General features: G+C 63.5%; 22 protein-coding genes. 18 read left to right on the plus strand and 4 right to left on the minus strand.

Features of this window, described 5'->3' with window-relative positions:
- Positions 1 to 5: 5 nt before the first annotated feature.
- From L3V85_RS11425 to L3V85_RS11435, 3 genes are all read left to right on the plus strand, one after another.
- On the plus strand, positions 6 to 545 hold the full coding sequence (locus L3V85_RS11425) for a c-type cytochrome (protein ID WP_137860507.1): 540 nt from the start codon (positions 6 to 8) through the stop codon (positions 543 to 545).
- Between the two features lie 202 nt (positions 546 to 747).
- The gene (locus tag L3V85_RS11430) at positions 748 to 1,086 is read left to right on the plus strand and encodes a hypothetical protein (RefSeq protein WP_137860508.1); all 339 of its coding nucleotides are present in this window, start codon (positions 748 to 750) and stop codon (positions 1,084 to 1,086) included.
- A 138-nt stretch (positions 1,087 to 1,224) separates the two neighbouring features.
- Entirely contained in the window at positions 1,225 to 1,554 is a 330-nt protein-coding gene (locus L3V85_RS11435) for a four-helix bundle copper-binding protein (protein ID WP_137860543.1), read from the plus strand.
- A 78-nt stretch (positions 1,555 to 1,632) separates the two neighbouring features.
- Here L3V85_RS11435 and L3V85_RS11440 read toward each other — a convergent pair whose 3' ends face one another.
- Positions 1,633 to 2,895 (minus strand): type II restriction endonuclease, encoded by a 1,263-nt coding sequence (locus tag L3V85_RS11440; RefSeq protein ID WP_137860509.1) that lies wholly within the window; start codon positions 2,893 to 2,895, stop codon positions 1,633 to 1,635.
- 210 nt (positions 2,896 to 3,105) lie between these two features.
- Here L3V85_RS11440 and L3V85_RS11445 point away from each other — a divergent pair, with 210 nt between their 5' ends.
- Positions 3,106 to 4,749 carry a Fic family protein gene (locus L3V85_RS11445; protein ID WP_137860510.1) on the plus strand — a complete coding sequence of 548 codons (1,644 nt, stop codon included), beginning with the start codon at positions 3,106 to 3,108 and terminating at the stop codon, positions 4,747 to 4,749.
- A 44-nt stretch (positions 4,750 to 4,793) separates the two neighbouring features.
- Here L3V85_RS11445 and L3V85_RS11450 read toward each other — a convergent pair whose 3' ends face one another.
- Entirely contained in the window at positions 4,794 to 6,191 is a 1,398-nt protein-coding gene (locus tag L3V85_RS11450) for a heavy metal sensor histidine kinase (RefSeq protein ID WP_137860511.1), read from the minus strand.
- Complete coding sequence (locus L3V85_RS11455; protein WP_101494012.1) at positions 6,188 to 6,871, minus strand: heavy metal response regulator transcription factor; 684 nt, start codon at positions 6,869 to 6,871, stop codon at positions 6,188 to 6,190. The genes L3V85_RS11450 and L3V85_RS11455 overlap by 4 nt, the downstream gene beginning before the upstream one ends.
- A gap of 191 nt (positions 6,872 to 7,062) precedes the next feature.
- Here L3V85_RS11455 and L3V85_RS11460 point away from each other — a divergent pair, with 191 nt between their 5' ends.
- From L3V85_RS11460 to L3V85_RS11525, 14 genes are all read left to right on the plus strand, one after another.
- Complete coding sequence (locus tag L3V85_RS11460; RefSeq protein ID WP_137860512.1) at positions 7,063 to 7,458, plus strand: hypothetical protein; 396 nt, start codon at positions 7,063 to 7,065, stop codon at positions 7,456 to 7,458.
- 67 nt (positions 7,459 to 7,525) lie between these two features.
- Positions 7,526 to 7,951, plus strand: a complete 426-nt coding sequence (locus L3V85_RS11465) for a hypothetical protein (protein WP_237679355.1) — start codon at positions 7,526 to 7,528, stop codon at positions 7,949 to 7,951.
- 116 nt (positions 7,952 to 8,067) lie between these two features.
- Positions 8,068 to 8,439 carry a hypothetical protein gene (locus L3V85_RS11470; RefSeq protein WP_137860514.1) on the plus strand — a complete coding sequence of 124 codons (372 nt, stop codon included), beginning with the start codon at positions 8,068 to 8,070 and terminating at the stop codon, positions 8,437 to 8,439.
- A complete protein-coding gene (locus L3V85_RS11475) occupies positions 8,436 to 9,860 on the plus strand; it encodes a TolC family protein (RefSeq protein WP_137860515.1) in 1,425 nt (474 codons plus the stop codon). Before L3V85_RS11470 ends, L3V85_RS11475 begins: the two co-directional genes overlap by 4 nt.
- A 35-nt stretch (positions 9,861 to 9,895) precedes the next feature.
- Positions 9,896 to 11,311: a multicopper oxidase family protein gene (locus L3V85_RS11480; protein WP_137860516.1), complete on the plus strand. Its 1,416-nt coding sequence runs from the start codon at positions 9,896 to 9,898 to the stop codon at positions 11,309 to 11,311.
- Between the two features lie 46 nt (positions 11,312 to 11,357).
- Positions 11,358 to 11,849 (plus strand): cupredoxin domain-containing protein, encoded by a 492-nt coding sequence (locus L3V85_RS11485; RefSeq protein ID WP_137860517.1) that lies wholly within the window; start codon positions 11,358 to 11,360, stop codon positions 11,847 to 11,849.
- 75 nt (positions 11,850 to 11,924) lie between these two features.
- On the plus strand, positions 11,925 to 12,299 hold the full coding sequence (locus L3V85_RS11490; protein WP_171022447.1) for a copper-binding protein: 375 nt from the start codon (positions 11,925 to 11,927) through the stop codon (positions 12,297 to 12,299).
- A 49-nt stretch (positions 12,300 to 12,348) separates the two neighbouring features.
- Positions 12,349 to 13,161, plus strand: coding sequence for a methyltransferase, TIGR04325 family (locus L3V85_RS11495; RefSeq protein ID WP_171022448.1), 813 nt, complete (start codon positions 12,349 to 12,351; stop codon positions 13,159 to 13,161).
- A gap of 58 nt (positions 13,162 to 13,219) precedes the next feature.
- Positions 13,220 to 13,636 carry a hypothetical protein gene (locus tag L3V85_RS11500; protein WP_237679356.1) on the plus strand — a complete coding sequence of 139 codons (417 nt, stop codon included), beginning with the start codon at positions 13,220 to 13,222 and terminating at the stop codon, positions 13,634 to 13,636.
- Positions 13,637 to 13,696: 60 nt separating this feature from the next.
- The gene (locus tag L3V85_RS11505) at positions 13,697 to 14,356 is read left to right on the plus strand and encodes a c-type cytochrome (protein WP_137860520.1); all 660 of its coding nucleotides are present in this window, start codon (positions 13,697 to 13,699) and stop codon (positions 14,354 to 14,356) included.
- A gap of 435 nt (positions 14,357 to 14,791) precedes the next feature.
- A complete protein-coding gene (locus tag L3V85_RS11510; RefSeq protein WP_101493973.1) occupies positions 14,792 to 16,807 on the plus strand; it encodes a DUF4396 domain-containing protein in 2,016 nt (671 codons plus the stop codon).
- 99 nt (positions 16,808 to 16,906) lie between these two features.
- Positions 16,907 to 17,098 carry a heavy-metal-associated domain-containing protein gene (locus L3V85_RS11515; RefSeq protein ID WP_101493974.1) on the plus strand — a complete coding sequence of 64 codons (192 nt, stop codon included), beginning with the start codon at positions 16,907 to 16,909 and terminating at the stop codon, positions 17,096 to 17,098.
- 115 nt (positions 17,099 to 17,213) lie between these two features.
- Positions 17,214 to 19,649 carry a heavy metal translocating P-type ATPase gene (locus L3V85_RS11520; protein ID WP_212744022.1) on the plus strand — a complete coding sequence of 812 codons (2,436 nt, stop codon included), beginning with the start codon at positions 17,214 to 17,216 and terminating at the stop codon, positions 19,647 to 19,649.
- 44 nt (positions 19,650 to 19,693) lie between these two features.
- On the plus strand, positions 19,694 to 19,912 hold the full coding sequence (locus tag L3V85_RS11525; RefSeq protein ID WP_137860521.1) for a hypothetical protein: 219 nt from the start codon (positions 19,694 to 19,696) through the stop codon (positions 19,910 to 19,912).
- A gap of 10 nt (positions 19,913 to 19,922) precedes the next feature.
- On the opposite strand, the gene L3V85_RS11530 is transcribed toward L3V85_RS11525, so the two are convergent.
- Positions 19,923 to 20,861, minus strand: coding sequence for a LysR substrate-binding domain-containing protein (locus L3V85_RS11530; protein ID WP_137860522.1), 939 nt, complete (start codon positions 20,859 to 20,861; stop codon positions 19,923 to 19,925).
- Between the last annotated feature and the right edge of the window lie 74 nt (positions 20,862 to 20,935).

A 20,935-nucleotide genomic window follows, 5' to 3' on the forward strand; every position in this document is an offset into this window, starting at 1 on the left:
ACCACATGTCGAAACTGATCCCAACGATGCTTGCCGGGGCGGCGGCCGCGATCCTAGTCGCGTCTGCGGGCCTTGCCGGCTTTTGGTGGACGGGTGGATACAACGTCGCAGCGGACGAAGCGCACTCCCGGCCTGTCGCCTCTGCCCTGACTTCGATGCGCGAGCGCTCGATCTCTGCGCGTGCGCAAGGAATCCCTGTGCCCGACCTCGACGCTCCGCAGATGGTTGCGGCGGGCGCGAGGCAGTACGCACAGATGTGCGTTCAATGCCACCTGGCCCCTGGCAAGGACGACTCCGATCTGCGCAAGGGGTTGAACCCGCAGCCGCCCAATCTTCACATGCATGGGGCTCATGACCCCGCGAGAGCATTCTGGGTAATTAAGCACGGCGTCAAGATGACCGGCATGCCGGCTTGGGGGTACACCCACGACGATGAGACTTTGTGGTCGATGGTGGCCTTCCTGCAGCGATTGCCAAAGCTTTCGCCGACAGAGTTCGAACAGCTCACTCGGCAGTCGCCCAGCACTCATCAGGAAGCGCAATGACTTGGCCGCAGTCTCCTCTGGATACGCCGCGCGCAATTTGCTCTAGGCCATCGCGTGAGGATGGATTACGCAACTGTAATGCCCACGGTCGGCTTCCGCCAAAGGCGTTTCCTACAGTAAGAGCGGCAGCTGTCCTCACAGATACCTGAAAGGACGGATGTCCTATTCGCCGGGACACTGGCAATGACCAAAGGAGTTTTTTATGAAAAGTCAGAACATGATCTCTCAACGCAAAACCTTCACTCTCAAGAGCACGCTCATCGGATTCGGTGCTGCGTTGCTGTTCTCGGGCGCCGCCATTGCGCAAAACCACACGTCCGAGGCCGTCCCGCAGACGAACACGAAACCGCAGATCGCAGCCGAAGCGAAGAAGAATGCGAAGCCGACGGGGACCAAGCCGATCAAGGATGGCAGCACCGCCGAGGGCGAAGGTTCGGGCGTGAAGAAGACGACACGCCCCGAGGCCACGGGCCAGGGAAGAGCTGCCGCTCGCGAGGCGCGTCCGCACCGCGATCCCGGTCAAGGTGGCACCCCGAAGTAACCACCATGAAATCCAATGCTGTCGGACTTCGCAACGACCAAGGTCCTGGAGGGGGCGGCAGCAGACGGTTCAGGGATGTCGAGCCACGGCAGCCCATTTGTCGCCGGGTCACCGGCATTCACTTCAAAGGAGTCGACAATGTCACATGAGAGCTATACCGCATGCATCGAAGCCTGCAACGGCTGCGCCACTGCCTGCAATCATTGCGCGTCCGCGTGCCTGAAAGAAGACAACGTCAAGATGATGGAAAGGTGCATCGCCCTTGACATCGATTGCGCCGCCGCCTGCCAGTTTGCTGCGGCCGCAATGGCCCGCGGCAGTGAACATGCCAAGGCCATATGTGCACTGTGCGCGGACATCTGCGACGCATGCGGTGCAGAGTGCGAGAAGCACCAGATGGCTCACTGCAAGGCGTGCGCCAAGACCTGCAAGGAATGCGCCGCCGCATGCCGGGCCATGGCGCATTGATGATCACGAGACTTGCATAGCGGGCCGTGCGCTCCTCTCGAAGCGACGCGCGGCTCGCCCCGCCACCAAGGGTTTTGATCACAACGAATAGGAGATCTCGCTCAGCGGCTTCAAGCCCGAGCCGAACCGTCCGATCGCTTCGCGATGCGTCCCCAGTTCGCTGTAGGGCAGATAACGGATGCCGAGCTCGGCGACGCGCGAAAACGCCGGGCGGCGCAGCTGCAGCCGGACATCCTCGCGGCGTGCATCGGGCGCTACCAGGAACATCGAGACGCCCTTGCCCAGTTCGGTGCCCAGCGCGAGGTCCAGCATCCGCACGATGCCTGAGTAGATGGAGGTCGAGTGCTCCACCTCGAAAGCCGCTGCAATCTTCGAGCCGTCGGCCTCCACCCAGATCACATCGATCAGGCGCACCGAGTCCAGGCCGGGCTGGGCGCCCGCAGGCAGCTGCGTCAGGCAACCGTCACCGAGCCGCCCGCCCGCATAGGCTCGGCCCTGATCGTTGGAGGCGATCCAGACGCCGTAGCCGAGTGCCTTGCCCAGGTCTCGCAGCCATCCCTGGATCTCGGTATGGGTCGCGTCGCTCTCGCGCTCTGCAGCCCAGCGCTTGTGGGCAGCGGCCGATTCCTCACGCACCTTCTCGAGGTCGGCCTCCCAGCCCTTAACGGCCGCGACGTCGTCGCTACGCGGCGGCGCCGTGTACCGGCCCGAGCCGACATCGAAGAGCAACCCGGCCAGTGCTCCCATGTCGTTGGACAGCTGTTGACGGTGCTGTGTGTTCAGCCGGATGCAGCCCTCGCGCATGGAAAGGTAGTGGTCCCACTTGCCGAGCTTGACGTTGCTGCCCATAACGGCGTTGTAGCCTTTCACGATCGCCGTGTTGAACGGCATCACGATCGTTGGATGAACGAAGTACAGCAGGTTCGCCACAGCGGGCCCCAGGCCCTTGATCCGATGCGCGTCGATGCGGCGGATGGCCTCGACCACTTCCTCGGCGCTGTCGCAGCAGTCGCACGCATGCAGCAGCCGGGCGAAGGCACGCTGATTGGCGGCGTTCTCGTAAATGTCGGGGATGCGCAACTTCGGCTTCCAGAGAAACGCGTGGTCGGCGCCCTTGAAGATCTGGCGCTGCTCCGCCACAGAACCCACGACTGTTTCGAGCGAGGAGCCGCGAAACGCGCTGCCGAAAGTGCCGGCGTCGATGTCCTTGACCACCTGGGCCAAGCCGCGGCGGATGGATCGGAAGTTTTTCAGCCTCTCTTCCCACAGAAACCACGAGTTGTAGGTGCTCAATGGATCGGTCTTCCAGTGACCGATGAGAACTTCAAGACCGATGGACATGGACAGGATGAGATGGGGGCGCATGGCGCGACGCTGCGATTGAAGCACGGGGCGCCGAAATCAGGCGCGACGCCTTCTCATAAATCTCTGGCATTCGAAAAGCAACTTAATCTAGCAATCAATATACAATGAAATCTAGCGCTCAAAGGGCATAAGAATCTAGCAATCGAGCGCCATCGGCGCCTCCCACCGACTGTGCGAGCATGAAACATGGCAACCCATCCGACCTCGGTTTCGCGTAAAGCCACCCCTGCGCAGCGGCGGTTGGCCACGGCCCTGGAAGCGCTGCATGTGCTTCAGGCGCAGGGCCATGGCGTGTTCAACACGAGCCAGTTTTCCCGCACCGACCGCGAGGCGCTGCTCGCCGCGAGGTATCTCCAGCCGGTGATCCAGGGCTGGTACATGTCCGCCAGCCCTTCGGCCAAGGCCGGCGACACGACGCCCTGGATTGCTGGAATGAAGGACTTCATTGCCGCCTATTGCAACGCCAGGTTCGGCGCCGACTGGTGCGTATCGGCGGAGTACTCGCTGAAACTGCACGCCGGCACGACCTTGCTGCCCCAACAGGTTGTCATTCACTCGCCACTGGGCAAGAACGGCGTGTTGGACTTGCCGAACGGGTTCTCGCTGATGGACTATCAGGCGAGAGACTTTCCTGGGCCCGACCGACGCGACAGCGTCGGAAACATCCGCACGATGACGCTGGCCCAAGCTCTCTTGAAGGCGCCGGAGAACTTCTTCAGGGCTTCCGCCCAGGACGCGCAGGTCGCGCTGCTGTCCATCAGCGATGCATCGGAACTCAGCCGGCTGCTCGCCGAGGGCAACCACAGCACGATCGCCGGGCGGCTTGCCGGCGCGTTCCGGGCGGTGGGCCGAGGTGCGATCTCGGACGACATCCTGGGATTCATGCGCGCTTTGGGCAACCAGGTCACTGAATTCAATCCGTTCGAGATCCCGCCGAGGATTGTCCCGGGCGACCGCATCGAGTCTCCCTATGTCTCCAGACTGCGACTCATGTGGGCTTCGATGCGCGACGACGTGATGGGTGACTTCCCGCAGCAGGAGCCCGGGTCGCCGGGCGACGTCGACGCATTCATGCAGGCGGTCGAAGATGTCTATGTCACCGATGCCTACCATTCGCTGTCCATCGAAGGCTACAGAGTCACGCCGGAACTGATCCGTCGCGTGGCGGGCGGGGATTGGAACGAGGACATCCACGAGCAGGACCGGCAGTCCAGAGATGCGATGGCGGCGCACGGCTACTGGCTGGCGCACAACGAGGTCAAAGTGTCCATCCGGAAGATCTTCAGCGGCGCAATCGCCGGTGATGTCCTCAAGGGCGATCATGGCGCCTGGTTTCGCGCGATGTTCGCGCCCAGCGTTACCGCTGGGCTTCTGGCGGCGACGGACCTGGCGGGCTACCGCGGGCATCAGGTCTACATTCGCAACGCGCAACATGTGCCACCGCCGCGCGAAGCCGTGCGCGAGATGATGCCCGTGCTCTTCGAACTGCTGCGCGACGAACGCTCGGCCGCGGTGCGCGCGGTGCTGGGTCACTTCATGTTCGTCTTCATTCACCCGTACATGGACGGCAATGGCCGGCTCGGGCGCTTCATCATGAACACGATGCTGGCCTCGGGCGGCTTTCCCTGGACAGTACTGCGCCTCGAGGATCGCGATCGGTACATGGCGGCGCTGAATGCGGCAAGCGGCCAGGGTGACATCAAGCCGTTTGCGTCGTTCGTCGCCCAGAGTCTGGATGCGGCAAGGGACGCGCAGGCCGACCCGCTGCACGACGATGGCGCATTGGAGGCCAACATCGAAGAAGACGATCCGCAACGCCCGCGCGGTTGAGGGCTGCGGATGGCGCGTCAAAGCGGCGCGCGGCCCAGGTCGAATCAGCTTTCGGGCAACCCCAGAGAGAAGCTGATTTCGGTGACGCCCGATCGGGAGGTGGCGCGGGTCTGCCCGCCGTGCATGCGCGCGATCGCGGCGACGATCGCCAGGCCCAGCCCATGGTGCTCTGACGAATCGGTGCGGGAGCGCTCCGCCCGGAAGAAGCGTTTGAAAAGATTGGGCAGCACGTCGGCGGGGACAGGCTCGCCCCGGTTGGCGACCTTGACCCAAACACCGTCGGGCTGCGTGTCGATCACGACCGCGATGGTCGAGCCCGGCGCCGCATACCGGCTCGCATTGCTCAACAGATTCGACAACGCACGGCGCACCAGCCCGGCATCGATGCCGATATCCGCATCGCCGCTCACATGCACCTTCAATCCCGCGTCTTCCAAAGTGGCTTCGTGAAAATCCAGCACCGTTCGCACCTGGTCGGCCAGACTGACCGGCGCGGATCGGCGCGCTACCGTACCGCGGTCCGCTTTCGACAGGAAGAGCATGTCGATCACGATCGCGGAGACGCGTCTGGCCTCTTCCAGCGCCGACAGCAAAGCGTCGCGCAGTTCCTCGATCGATCGGGGCCGGGCCAACTCGACTTCGACCATCCCGATCAGGTTGGCCAGCGGCGTGCGCAGTTCATGCGCCACATCCGCATTGAAGGATTCCAGTTGCTGGTAGGCCTGTTCGGCGCGATCGAGCACTGCATTGAACTGCGCCACCCACGGCGTGATTTCGGAGGCATACGGGGCGGGGTCAATGCGTCGCCCCGGATGCTCCGGTCCGGTCGCTGCGGTCTGCTGAACGAGCTTCTTCAATGGCTGCATCCCCCGACGCACCAGCAAGGCGCCGGTCAGCGAGATGACTGCCGAGCCGAGGACGACCGCCCCGACGAGCGTCCAAGCCAGCCGAGCCAGAATCTTGGCGTCCTCCCGGACATCGATGCCAAGCTGTAGTTGCATTGCAGCGTCGCCTGACGGCATCGCTTGCTCCTGCATGGGCATCCAAATCCAGCGACCTGAGGTCCGAGCCGGCGTGGACGAATAGACGATCTCATCGTCACGGCGCAACACCAGGCTGATCTCAGCATGGGTCGAGAAGAAGTCGTCCAGCTTGTGGCGCAGTCCGTCGCGACCTGGGTCATCGCGAGATTCCTGGATCAGGTGCTTGATCAGTTCGGACTGGCGCTCGAATTCGCTGGCCTGCTTGACCTGGAAGCTCCACGCGGTGACGGCATAGATCGCCAGACACACCAGACTCAGACCGATCAAGGCCTGGGCTGCAAACCAGCGCGACAGTGCAGTCTGGATGGACCCAGTGCCCTGCGCACGCCGCTGCGGCGGCACTGCCACGGTTTCGGTGGCCGGTCTCAGCTCTTGCGCCTCGGTCTTGGCAGCGCTCACGGGATGCCGCCTTGCCGGCTCTCCAGCACATATCCCATGCCGCGTACCGTGTGCAGCAGCTTCTCTTCGAAAGGATCGTCGATCTTGCTGCGCAGCCGCCGGATGGCCACTTCCACGATGTTGGTGTCGCTGTCGAAATTGATGTCCCACACCTGCTCGGCCAACTGGGTGCGCGACAGCACGTTGCCCTGGCGGCGCATGAGCAAGGTCAACAGTGCGAACTCCTTGGCCGTGAGGTCAAGCCGTTGCCCGTTGCGGGAGGCCCTGCGTGCGACCACGTCGAGGTGCAAATCCTTCAGCGCATAGTTGGACACCTCGTGCAGCTTGCCGCGGCGCAGCAGTGCCTGGATCCGGGCGAGCAGCTCCGAGAACGCGAAGGGCTTGGCAAGGTAGTCGTCCGCACCGCTTTGAAGTCCGCGCACGCGGTCTGCCACTTCGTCGCGCGCCGTGAGCATCAGCACCGGCATGGATTTGATCTTGCGCACGGCCTCCAGCACGGCGAATCCGTCGATTCCCGGCAGCATCACGTCGAGTACCACCAAGTCGTAGTCGCCGTCGAGCGCCAGGGCGCGGCCCTCGAGACCAGAGCGCGCCAAGTCCACCACGAAGCCGCTCTCAGTGAGGCCTTTAACAAGGTAGTCGCCGAGCTTGTGCTCGTCTTCAATGACCAGTATGCGCATTGCCAAATGCTACGGCGCTGGGTCGCGGTCGTGGATTACTTCTTTGTAATCCACGTGGCGGTTGATTGGTGGACTGGCTACCTAGAGTCGTTGCATGCCGGACAGTTGACTGGCATCGCCGGCTCGGTGGTCGATGCCGACGCGTTCAGTGCAGCTCGCGAAGTCGAGCATTTCGTTGAAGGAGACCTATCATGAAGAACCGTCAAATCCTCTCGCTCGCACTTGCCGTGGGTGCAGGCGCTGCATTCGTTGCGCCGTTTGCAGCCTACGCGGAAGGGCCGTCCCACTTTGCGCCCAACGAAGCCGGTGTGGTCTATCACCCAGGTGAAGCGGGACAGGCCAAATCCCCGGCGCAGGTATCAGCTGAACTCGCGGACGCGCAGAAAACCCCTGCCGGGGCCAGCATGCTGCGCTGGGGATCGATGAGTACGCCGAAGGTCGGAGCCGCCAAGTCGCGCGCCGAAGTGGTGGCCGAACTGGAGGCCGCGCAGAAGCAGCCCAACTGGGATGCCGCAGCAAGGCTCGGTGCGCCCCTGCCAGCGCCCAGAGGTGATGCGAGCAAGGCTCGCGCACAAGCGCAGCCCTGAGGGTTGCGCATAAAACTGGATGTTCATACAGGCCTCCTGACACACTGCTCGACTTAGAATTCGCCGCATGCACCGGGTTCGCCTGTTCGTCCTTTGGATCATGATGTTCGCCGTGCCCTTCCAGGGGTACGCGGCGGCAGCCATGGTCTTTTGCGGACCTGGTCACGTTGGTGCGGCGGCCGAAGTGTCGCTCGCACAGCCCGGCGCGCACGACCATGCCCAGCACCCTCATGCGGATGGGCACGGCGACCATGAGCACAAGGCGGCACAGGCTGCCAAGCCTCCCGCAAAGGACAGCACCGCCAAGACAGCGAGTGCCGAGCCTGATGCGATGCACAAGTGCGGTACCTGCGGCGCATGCCATGCCACTGCGCTGACCAGCACGATGGACGTGGCCGTCTTCCACGACCTTCCCAAAGCCGACTTGGCGGAGCCTGCCATCACGGTGGCCACGCTCGCTCCGCGCGTTCTCGACAAACCTCCTCGCGCTTAACGCGTTCGTGCGCCTGTGACTCTCGTCACGGGCCGCCGCGAACGCTCATGCATCGCCTGCGTCATGCCTTTTCGGGCAGCTCTGACGTACACCGTTCATGAACTTGCGAGGACTCCATGTTCCATTCATCGCCGACCCGTTGGTTGGCAGCTTTTCCCGCCTTGGCTGCGTTCGCCGCTTTGGCGACCCTGAGTACCGCTGTTGCGGTGGCTCAACCCGCGCCCGCGAAATCCGCTGAGGCTGCGGCGCCCACCGTCCTGACCTACAAGTCCGCGCTCGAGGGCTATCAGCCCTTTGCCGATGAAAAGCCCATCCCCTGGAAAGAAGCCAACGAGACGGTCTACCGCCGCGGTGGCTGGCAGGCCTACGCCAAGGAAGCCTCAGGCTCCGGTGCGGGCGAGGCCGATTCGACCAAGGGCGCAGCCCCTGCGCCGGCCGCGCAGCCAGGCCATTCGATGCCCATGCCTGCGAAGAAGGAGAAGCCATGAAGCGCGTCCTTCGTTTGACAGCCATTGCCGTTGCGACGGCTGTCCTTGCCGGATGCGCGTCCGTCAGCATCGACGACGCCCTGAGCGACACCAATACCAATGCCCAACAGTTCACTGGCGGGAAACTCGAACTCAGCCGGACCCAGGAGCAGCGCGACCGCCGCGCCGCGCTGTCGCAGGAACTGCTCGCCAAACCGCTGTCCCAAAGTGACGCGGTGCAGCTTGCGCTGGCCAACAGCCCATCTGTGCAGGCCCTGATCGCCCAGAGCTGGGGCGACATCGCCGCAACCAACCAGAGCAGCAGACTGCCCAACCCGATCCTCTCGTTCGCACGCACGCGCCTGAACAGCGAACTCGAGCTCGAGCGCCTGCTGTCGTTCGGACTGGTGGACCTGATTCTGTTGCCGCAGCGTTTGTCGATCTCCAGGAGCCAGGCCGCCCAGGCCAAGGTCCAACTGACCGGCGCCGTGGTCGACCAAGTCACGCAGGTCAAGCAGGCCTGGGTGCGTGCAGTCGCGGCGCAACAGACACTGAAGTATGCCGAGCAGGTCAACAAGTCGGCCCAGGCCAGTGCCGAGCTCGCGCGCCGGATGCAGCTCATTGGGAATTTCTCCAAGCTGCAGCGTGCACGCCAACAGGTTTTCTACGCCGACGCGACGACCCAGCTCGCCTCGGCACAGCACGCCACCACCGCTGCGCGCGAAGAGTTGGTTCGTGTCCTGGGGTTGAACGACGAGCAGGCCACCAAACTGACCTTGCCCGAACGTTTGCCCGACCTGCCCAAGGCCCCTCGCGAGGCGAAGGAAGTCGCGGCAACCGCGACCGAACAGCGACTGGATGTCCAACTCGCACGTGCCCAGCTGGATGTGGCGGGCAAATCGCAAGGCATCAACCTGCTGTCGACCTTCATCGACGTCGAGGTGGGCGGTCGGCGTGACACGGTGTTCGACAACGCGGAAAACACCAAGAGCACCCGTCGAGGCTTCGAGCTCGACATCCGCTTGCCGCTGTTCGACTGGGGGTCGGCGCAGCGCGACATGTTGAACGCGCAGTCGCTGGCCGCGGCCAACCGCTACGACGCCACCGTGCGCGGCGCCTCTTCGCAGCTGCGAGAGGGCTACTCGGCTTACCGCACGGCCTACGACATCGCGAGGCACTACCGCGACGAGATCGTCCCGTTGCGCCAGGCGATGGCCGACGAGAACGTCCTTCGCTACAACGGCATGCTGATTGGCGTTTTCGAGCTGTTGGCCGAGGCGCGCGACCAGATCTCCAGCGTGACCAACGCGATCAATGCCCAGCAGCAGTTCTGGCTGGCCGACGCCGCCCTCGCGGCTTCGGTGATGGGCAAGCCGACCGCCATGGGGGCTGCCATGGGTGGCTCCGGCGGCGAAAGCGCCTCTGCTGGCGCGGCCCACTGAGCGCACTTCTGCGCTCTCCAACCGAATTGAACGACATGACAAACAGACGCAATTTCCTGAGCGGCGCCGGTGCCATCACTGGCGCCATCGCCGCGGCCAGCGTGAGCAAGGTGGCAATGGCCGCCTTGCCTGAGCCTGTGCTCCAGACCACGCCCAACACCATGCCGCCGCTGATGCCTTCGAGCGGGCGCCCCTACAACCCCGTGGTCACACTCAATGGCTGGACCTTGCCCTGGCGCATGAACAACGGCGTCAAGGAGTTCCACTTGGTGGCCGAGCCCGTGGTGCGCGAGATGGCACCGGGCTTCAAGGCCAACCTGTGGGGATACAACGGGCAGTCGCCCGGCCCGACCATCGAAGTGGTGGAAGGCGACCGTGTGCGGATTTTCGTGACCAACAAGCTGCCAGAGCACACGAGCGTGCATTGGCACGGCCAGCGCCTGCCCAACGGCATGGATGGCGTTGCGGGCTTGAACCAGCCGCCGATTCGCCCGGGCAAGACCTTCGTCTACGAATTCGTGGCGCGCCGCCCCGGCACCTTCATGTACCACCCACATGCGGACGAGATGACGCAGATGGCGATGGGAATGATGGGCTTCTGGGTGACGCACCCCAAGGCAGAGCATCCGTTGATCGAGAAGGTCGACCGCGACTTCGTGTTCCTGCTCAACGCCTACGACGTCGAGCCCGGCAGCGCGACGCCCAAGATCATGACGATGCTGGACTTCAACCTCTGGTCCTGGAACAGCCGGATCTTCCCCGGCATCGACTCGCTCAACGTCCGGCTCAACGACAAGGTGCGCATCCGCATTGGCAACCTGACGATGACGAACCACCCGATGCACTTGCACGGGCACGAGTTCCTGGTCACGGGCACCGATGGCGGCCCGACGCCCAAGTCTTCGCGCCAGTACGAGGTGACCACCGACGTGGCGGTTGGTCAGATGCGCCAGATCGAATTCCTGGCCGACGAGGAAGGCGACTGGGCCTTCCACTGCCACAAGAGCCACCACACCATGAACGCGATGGGCCACGAGGTGCCAACCATGATCGGTCTGGACCACAAGGACGTGGCCAAGCAGATCTCAAACCTGGTGCCGGACTACATGGTCATGGGCGAGCGCGGCATGGCCGACATGGCCGAGATGGAGATGCCGATCCCCGACAACACCGCGCGAATGATGACCGGCGAAGGCCCGTTCGGCTCGGTCGAAATGGGCGGCATGTTCAGCATGGTCAAGGTACGCAAAAACCAGAAGGCCGGCGACTACTCCAACCCTGGCTGGTTCAAGCATCCCAAGGGCACCGTGGCCTACGAGCTGGACGGCCCGGCGCCGGAGACCTCGCGCCAGCGTGGCGCCGGCGCGGCGGCGATGCCCGCACAAAACATGCCGGCCAAGAACATCGAAGTACAGATTCGCAAGCCCGTCAGCGGCCATTCCGGCCACTGAATCTTTCCCTCCCTCCGTTCCAACCTCCAACTCTCAAAGGAAACCCATGAAACACACCTTCCGCAAGACCGCTTTCGCAGCACTCCTGGCCTTGGCCGCCGCGGGCGCTTCGGCATCCGGCACCCACGCCGGTGGTCACGGCCACGAGGCCGACGAGGCGATCGGCAAGCCCGGCGTGGCCACCAAGACCACCCGCACGATCAACGTCGACATGGCCGACAGCATGCGCTTCACGCCGGCCGACATCAGTGTCAAGCAAGGCGAGACCGTGCGCTTCGTCATCAAGAACTCCGGCCAGCTCAAGCATGAGCTCGTGATCGGGACCGAGAAGGAGCTCAAGGAGCACTACGAAGTCATGAAGAAGAACCCGGAGATGGAGCACTCCGATCCGAACATGGTGACGCTGGCCGCGGGCAAGACCGGCGAGATCGTCTGGCAGTTCACCAAGGCCGGCAAGGTCGACTTCGCATGCCTGCAGCCAGGCCACTACGACGCCGGCATGAAGGGCGCCGTGAACGTGACCAAGACCGGGAAGTAAGCGCGACGCTCCCGCCGCGGGCCACCATCGGGACGCGGCGGCACTCCAAATTTATTCACAGCACAGGAGATCCTCATGATCAACACCCGCATCGCACTCTTGGCATTCGTTGCCGCACTCTCGTTCGCTGGCGCAGCTAGCGCGCAGTCCTCCAAATCCATGGCTGACATGCCGGGCATGTCCGAAAAGGCTCCAGCGGCCGGTGGCTCGGATGCGGCCGCAGCCTCGGACCTCAGCGAAGGCGAGATCCGCAAGGTGGACAAGGACAACAAGAAGCTCACGATCAAGCACGGCCCACTCAAGAACCTCGACATGCCTGGCATGACGATGGTGTTCGGGGTGAAGGACGACGCCATGCTCGACAAACTCGAGACGGGCGCCAAGGTCCGTTTCCAGGCGGAAAAGATCGACGGCAAGATCGTTGTCACGAAGATCGAATCAGCCCGCTGAGCGCGTAAAAAATCAACGGGCGGCGACTATCGAAAGGATGGAGGAAGGAATGGCTTACTCGAGTGCTTCGCAAGTCGTTCGGCAGATCCTGGAGGGACCGGTCACCCGGCCAGCGTTGCGGCGCTGGCGGCGCCGGCAGTTCTTTTCCGAGGCCGGATTCGGCAGTTACTTCGGACTGTTCAATAGCTTTTCCGAAGCCCGGGATTGGCTGCCTGACAGTCCGGAATTCGACCACGCGGCCTTGGCGGAAGAGTACGTGAATGTCCGCACGAAGAAGGTGTTTGCGTACGACTACCCCGTGATGTGGTGGCTCGAACGCGCGTTCAGAGACGGTGCCACCAAGTTGCTCGACATCGGTGGCTCGGTGGGAGTTCACTTCTACGCCTATCGCCGCTATTTCGACATGCCTCGTGGCTTGTCCTGGCGCATCGTCGAAGTGCCTGCGATTGCTTCCATCGGACGGGAAATGGCCAGCAGTGCCGGGGCCGGTGCACTGAGCTTCGTCGACGGCCTGGCGCAGGCGCTGAACGGAAACGACATCTGGATCGCTGCAGGCTCCCTGCACTATCTGGAGAACGCGCGCCCTGGCGGCCTGCTGCAACGGTGCGAGATGCGGCCGCGGCATGTCTTGCTGAACAAGCTCCCACTCTACGACGGCGAGGACTACGTCACGACGCAGAACGCCGGCGCAGGCTGCTTTGCGCCCATGCACGTCTACAACCGCGAACGCTTCATCAAGGAAATCGAGGCGCTGGGTTACACCCTGCGCGACCAGTGGCAGGTTCCCGAGCGTTCGTTGTACCTGCCGGGATTTCCCGAGCGCAGCATTCCGGCGTTCAGTGGCCTCTACTTTGCCAATTGATCGACGCAAGCCAAAGCATCGATGCGCCTTGGTCAGTCCTGGCGGATCTGGATCTACGTTGCCTGCGGTCGACACGGAGAAGATGAGGTATCGCACCATCGCGGTCACGCGTTCTGTTGCGAGCGGGATTCTCGTTGTCGCGAGCTCTGTCGGTCTGACGGGCTGCGCCGATTTCTACCAGCAGCACCGAGGTTTTCAGGACGGCTGGCGTACAGGGGAGATTGTCGAGCTCGGCCGCGCGAACGAGATTCAACGCGGCGGGCGCACCGATTGCAGGAAGACGGCCAGTGCCGACCAACTTGCAGTCCAGCGCTTCGCCATCCTGATCGATCGTTCCACGGGGCGACGCCACGCGCACGTCGTGATGCTGGATCCTGCGACATCCCTCGAGCTGGGCGACATCGTCTCGACCAACGTCATCCGGTGCGGCACCCCCATTCGCGTGCTGTCGCATGCACCAGCGCTGCGCAGCTGACCCGGCCTGCGCACGATCGCCCGCCATCCTTGCAACCAGCCCCAAATATCTAAGCACCCCATGAAATTGTTCGCGTCTCTTTTGCTCGTCGCTCTGGCCGGATCTTTCTCCGGCTTCTCTTTCGCGGCCGATCCTGCCGCACCAGGGCCGACAGAGAGAGCCCCCGCAAAATTGGGGAAACCCGACCTTGCAAACGGCGAAGTCGTCTTCAATGGCAAGTCGTGCGCCGCGTGCCATAGCGCGGACGGAAATTCGGCCATCCCCGCCAATCCCAAGCTGGCTCAGCAGCATCCCGAGTACCTGGTCAAGCAGCTGCAGGAGTTCAAATCCGGCAAACGCAAGAGCCCGGTCATGAGCGGCATGGCCGCGATGCTGTCCGAGCAGGAAATGCGCAACGTCGCCTGGTTCCTGGGTTCCAAGGCCATCAAGCCAGGTTTTGCGAAAGACAAGGATCTGGTGGCACTGGGCGAGAAAATCTATCGCGGTGGCATCGGGGATCGCAATGTGCCGGCCTGCGCGGGCTGTCACAGTCCCAACGGCGCCGGCATTCCGATCCAGTATCCGCGGCTGGGCGGACAGCACGCCGAATACATCGCCGCTCAACTGACCGCGTTTCGCGATGGGCTGCGACTCAACAGCGTACCCATGAGCGGCGTTGCAGCCAAGCTCAACGATCGCGAGATCAAGGCCGTGTCCGACTTCATCGCGGGGCTGCATTGAACAGCACCATGCACCCCAAGCGGCTCTCGCCTTAGGAGGCAGTCATGTACGTGACGGGGCGATGGGTTTCAACCAATGTTGTCGGCACGATGTTCATTGCTTGGCTCGTTGGCGTGGTCATCTTCGCGGCCGTCCTCGTGTGGCAACTCCGAAAACATCGAAAGGGAAATTCCACTGGCGACAGACGTCGCGGCTCGACTCGACCGAGTGGTTCGAAGAAAGCCAAGCGCCGCCGGCGGGGCATTCGATGACCGCACTGGACTCTGGTAGAGCGGGCGTCTGACAGACACCGCGCGCATCGCACGCCAGTCTGAAAGGTCGGACGACGTCCTTGTTCTTGCGCATTCGGGCTCGTTCTCTCGACGAGAAAAAAAGCCACGAGGCGCTGACCACTGCTCTGCGAACTGCTTCGGCCGGCCTCTTGAAGGAAATCTCATGCTCATTCAGCCCATTGATTACTTTCTCGCTGTCTGGTTTGTGCTGGCGGCCTTGTCGACGGCCTACGTCGCCTGGGACCAGTTGCGCCATAACCCCGAGCCGCTGGTGATGAAGTGGGGGTTCATCCTCGTCACCCTCTACCTGGGGCCTTTGGGTCTTCTGCTGTACGTGATGGCGGACAAGGAGCCAGCTCCCGGAGCGCACGAAGAATTCGTCAAACCACTGTGGAAGCAAGGCGTCGGCTCGACGATCCACTGCGTTGCAGGTGATGCGACCGGGATCATCCTGGCCGCCGTCGTGACCGCGATGCTGGGTCTTCCGATGTGGGTCGACCTGATCGTGGAGTACGTCGCAGGCTTCGCGTTCGGCCTTTTCATCTTTCAATCCCTCTTCATGAAGAACATGATGGGTGGCACGTATCTGGAGAACGTCAAGAAGTCCTTCATGCCGGAATTCATCAGCATGAACGCGATGATGGCGGGCATGGCGCCGACGATGGCGCTGCTGATGATGGGCCGGGACATGCGCGCCATGGATCCGACCGAACTCGTCTTCTGGGGCGTGATGTCCCTGGGTGTGGCCGTTGGGTTTGCGGTGGCCTATCCGGTGAACGTCTGGATGGTGTCGCGCAAGATGAAGCACGGATTGATGACCGAACGTCGGCCCGAGAAGGCAACCGGCGGCCCATCGGACATGCCCGCGAAAGGCGATCATGGGATCGCCGCAATGGCTACGGCGGCGCACGGCACGCCAACCAATACGGGGCACGGTGGTCATGGTGCTCACGCGGGGCATGAAGAAGGCTCGCTCCCGGAAAAAGCGCCAACTGACGCTCCAGTCGGTCACGCGCACGGCACGCAGCCCGGCCAAGATGGACAAGGCGGCCGCAATGGTCACGGCATGCGCCCCAATGTGACGCGGCCACAATTGGCCGCAGTGACCATGACGACCACGCTCATGCTGCTCGCCGGCATGACGATGCCAGCGATGTTCGTGAACATGCGCCTGTCGAACCGGGACGTGCGCGGTGCCATCATGCCGCCGTCGATGATCATGGGCTGGGACACTCCGGGCGACGCGATGCGCGACATGTCGGCCATCCACCCGCGTCTGGTCACACAGGCTGCCGCAGCGCAGGCCCGTGGCGACGTGGACCTGGTCCCGACGCTGGACAACGGGGTCAAGGTCTTCAATCTCGAGACCAGCGTCATCCGTTGGAACATCCTCCCGGATGTGACGGTCGAAGGCTATGCGTTCAATGCGACGATTCCTGGCCCGAGGATTCGGGTCACGGAAGGTGATCGCGTGCGCATCAAGGTGACCAACCGCCTGCCCGAAAGCACCACGGTGCACTGGCACGGCTTGATCTTGCCGAACGAAATGGACGGTCCCGCCAAGATCACACAGAAGCCGATCCAGCCCGGAGACTCGTACACCTATGAATTCACGACAGAGCAGGCTGGAACTTTTTTCTATCACACACACGACCATGTCGATCGACAGCAGGCCTTCGGCCTGTACGGTGCACTGATCATCGATCCCAGGAGCCCGCAGGAGGCCCCCAAGGCCGACCATGAGTACGTGTTGCAGTTGCAGGAGTGGCTCAAGCGCGAAGGCCTGACCTATCCGGCCATGCTGATGGAGGGCGGCCTTCCCAACTACTTCACTATCAATGGCAAGGCATTCCCCGCAACCGACACGGTGAAGATGAAAGTCGGCGAGACGATCAAACTCAGGTTCGTGGGCAGCAACAACAACTTCGTGCACCCCATGCACGTCCATGGCGGCCCGTTCACTGTCGTCGCCAGGGACGGGTACGTCTTGCCGGAGTCGGCGCGCTTCCAGGCCGACACCGTCAATGTCGGACCCGGTCAGCGCTACGACGTGATCTGGAAGGCTTTGCGGCCCGGAAAATGGCTGGTCCACTGCCATATCCCGCACCACACGACCAACAACAATGTCGAGCAGGACGGAGGCGGCGGCCTGATGATGGTCCTGGAGGTGGAAGCCTGAATGCAGGGAGCCACACGGTTGGAGGATCTGGCGCCAGTCGCTTGACCTTCACACGATGTCAAGCTTGATACTGGGATCACTTTCATCAAGGAGTCTCTCATGCAAGAGTTCGTCATCCAGTCAATGTCCTGTGGCGGCTGCGCGAGCCGGATCGCTCAGGCCGTCAAGAATCTGGACGCCACGGCGAAGGTCGAAGTCGATCTGCCGACCAAAACGTTGCGCGTCGACAGCGCCGAGGACCGTGAGTCTGTGACCGCGGCCCTGACGAAAGCCGGCTACCCGCCGAAGTGATCCGCTCGCACGGGACAGCGGCCTCAATCGGCTGATGTGGTCTCGCGCGGGCCTGTGTGGACTGAATGCGCCGCCGTGCGGGGTGCACCCTGGCAATTTTCATTGGAGAACTCGAATGAGCCCTACGCCTTCCAACCTGCATGAACACCACCAGGGGCATCACAGGGCGCACCCGCCCGCCTCTGGAGAACCTTCGCCTGAGACCGATGCGACGCTGAAGGATCCTGTTTGCGGGATGACGGTGACCACGCAATCCAAACACGTCTTGCAGCACGAGGGTGGGTCGGTCTATTTCTGTAGTGCGGGGTGCAAATCCAAGTTCGAGGCCGACCCGACAAAGTATGCAAAGCGCAGCGCACAGGCGGCAGCCCCGCTCGTTCTCGCGCCTGCAGACTCCGCGCAGACTAACCCCGTGGGCACAATCTACACCTGCCCCATGCACCCGGAAATCCGGCAGGACCACCCAGGCAATTGCCCCAAGTGCGGCATGTCGCTGGAGCCCGAGATGCCGACACTCGAGGAGGGGGAAGACCCGGAACTGAAAGATTTCAAGCGGCGCTTCTTCTGGACGCTGCCGCTCACCGTCGTTGTCACCGTGCTCGCCATGGCCGGCCATCGATTCCAGTGGTTCGAGATGGGCATGCAGAGTTGGATTGAGCTCGTGCTCACCGTGCCGATCGTGCTGTGGGCCGGCTGGCCGTTCTTCGAGCGCGCGGTGCAATCCGTGGCGAACCGCAGCCCGAACATGTGGACCCTGATCGGTCTGGGCACGGCCGCCGCCTTTGTCTACAGCGTCGTGGCCACCGTGGCGCCCGGCGTGTTTCCTGCGTCGTTCGTCTCGATGGGGCGCGTGGCGGTGTATTTCGAAGCGGCCGCGGTGATCATTTCCTTGACTTTGCTGGGTCAGATCCTCGAGCTCAAGGCACGGTCGCAGACCTCCGCAGCCATCAAGTCACTGCTGGGCCTCGCTCCAAAAACCGCGCGCCGCATCGGCCCTGACGGCGCCGAGGAGGACGTACCGATCGGCCATGTGCATGTGGGCGACAAGCTGCGCGTGCGCCCTGGAGAGAAAGTGCCCGTGGACGGCGTGGTGATCGAAGGCAGCAGCGCCGTCGACGAGTCCATGCTGACAGGTGAGCCCTTGCCCGTGACCAAGCGCGTGGGCGACAAGCTCATCGGCGCGACGATGAACACCAACGGCGCACTCGTCATGCAGTCCGAGAAAGTCGGCTCGCAGACCGTGCTCGCGAGCATCGTCCAGATGGTCGCGCAGGCTCAACGTTCCAGGGCGCCGATGCAGCGGATGGCCGACCAGGTCGCCGGCTACTTCGTCATGACGGTCATCGCCATCGCGGTGCTGACGTTCTTTGCCTGGGGATTCTTCGGGCCGCAGCCCAGCTGGGTCTACGGCCTCATCAATGCCGTGGCGGTGCTCATCATTGCCTGCCCCTGTGCACTCGGCCTCGCGACGCCGATGTCGATCATGGTCGCCACAGGCAAGGCGGCCACGCAGGGCGTGCTGTTCCGCGATGCCGCGGCGATCGAGAACTTCCGCAAGGTCGATGCGCTCATCGTCGACAAGACCGGCACCCTGACGGAAGGCCGGCCGCAGTTCGAGCGCGCGGTGCCTGCGCCAGGCTTCACCGAAGACGAGGTGCTGCGCCTCGCGGCCAGCCTGGACCAGGGAAGCGAACACCCCCTGGCCGACGCCATCGTGCGCGCGGCGCGCGAGCGCAACCTGGTGCTGGACACGCCCGACGGTTTCGAATCGAGCAGCGGCATCGGCGTGAGCGGCGGCGTGGGCGGCAAGAAGCTGGCGCTTGGCAACACGGCACTCATGGAACAGCTGCGCGTGCAGGTCGACGACCTCAAGCCGCGAGCCGAGGCGATGCGGGCCGAGGGCGCCAGCGTCATGTTCCTGGCGGTGGACGGCCAGCCTGCCGGCTTGCTTGCGGTCTCAGACCCGATCAAGGCCACCACCATGGAGGCGCTGGCCGCGCTCAAGGCCTCGGGCATGCGGGTCATCATGGCGACCGGCGACGGGCTGACCACGGCTCGGGCCGTCGCCGCGAAGCTGGGCATCGACGAAGTGCACGGCGAAGTGAAGCCTGCCGACAAGCTCGCGCTGGTCGACAAGCTGCAGCGCGAAGGCCGCATCGTCGCGATGGCGGGCGACGGCATCAACGACGCGCCCGCACTCGCCAAGGCCGACGTCGGCGTGGCGATGGGCACCGGCACCGATGTCGCGATGAACAGCGCCCAGGTGACGCTGGTCAAAGGCGATCTGCGCGGCATTGCGCAGGCGCGCGTCATCTCCGAGCAGACCATCGCCAACATGAAGCAGAACCTCGGCTTCGCCTTCCTCTACAACGCCCTCGGCGTGCCGCTGGCCGCGGGCGTGCTGTTTCCGTTCACGGGCTGGCTGCTGTCGCCGATGATCGCGGCGTTGGCGATGAGCCTGAGTTCGGCCTCGGTCATCACCAACGCCTTGCGCTTGCGTGGAGCCAAGAGCGATGTTCATGCCTCCCACGTCGGCGAAAGATCGACCTAGGGGCGCGCGGCCCGAGCGGCTTCGCTGCGTGCGAAGGAGTTCCCATGAAGAGACCCAAGCCACTCGAGCTGCACTTGCTGGAGATCTACGAGGAAGCCCTGCGACAGCGAAACTGGGCGGTTGCCGAGCACTTGCTGTGCGCCATCGAAGCCTGCGCCCCTACCGATGCACCGCTCAGCGAGACAGTGACCAAGGCCTACGGGGTCTTGGCCGCCGAGGCGCAAAAGCCTCGTTGCTGCGGGACGGGAACGAAGCGTCGCTGAGGCTTGGCGGTCAAGCTTTGGCGCGGGGTTTGAGGAGATTCGCGAGGGCCTTCTGGTCTTCGGCCAACTGCATGCGCATGAGCTGAAGCACTCGCGAGGCGAGGCCGGACAGCGGCTGTCCCGGGGGCAGTAACAGCACCCCCGCGAAGGAGACCTCCAGAGACAGTGGACGGATGACCAGGCCACGTTGGGCGTACTCCATGGCGGTGACCGGATTGACAAAGCCGATGCCCATGCCGCTCAGGGCCATTTCGCACACGCTTGCCGCATAGGGCGTCTCGACCAGCACGCTCAACCCGACGTTGCACTCCGCCAAAGCCCGCTCCAGGCGTCGCCGGGACGCATCTTCCGGGTTGAGCGCGAGGAAGGGCTCTTCGGCGAGTTGATGCGGCTGGATCGTCCTGGCCTTGGTCAGCCGGTGCTTCGCATGCATCACCACCACACCCGGAAAGCGTGCGAACTCGGAATGCTCCAGGCCGGTGGTGGGCATTTCGTCGGCCATCAATCCGAAGTCGACCTGGCGGCCCAGCACGGCCTCGTGCACCTCCCGCGAACTGAGCACCTGCAGCGATATCTGGGGACGGTCTTCGGAATCGCGGCGCTCGGACACCAGCCGCGACAGCACGCGGGGGACGAAGGTCAGGCCGAAGGCCGGATAGACCGCCATGCGCAGAGTGTTGACGCCGAAGCGCTTGAGGCTGCGCATGCGGTGCTCGATGCTGCTCAGACCCACGAAGACACGCTCGACCTCGACCAGCAGGGCTTGCGCTTCGGGCGTGGGCTGCAGGCGGCCTCGCAGCCGGCGGAACAACGGGAATCCAGCCGCTTCCTCGAGTCTGCGCAGAGACTGGCTGATGGCGGGCTGCGTGACGCCCAGCAGCGCGGCCGCCTTGCTTGCGGAGCCTACGGACATCACGGAACGGAACACCTCGATCTCTCGGAGCAACATATAACAACCGCTTATGGAGAAAGAATTTCGAGCGCGATCCGGATTATCTCCATCGTCCTAGAGTTGGCGTCTTC

Source organism: Variovorax paradoxus, assembly GCF_022009635.1.
Classification (GTDB): domain Bacteria; phylum Pseudomonadota; class Gammaproteobacteria; order Burkholderiales; family Burkholderiaceae_C; genus Variovorax.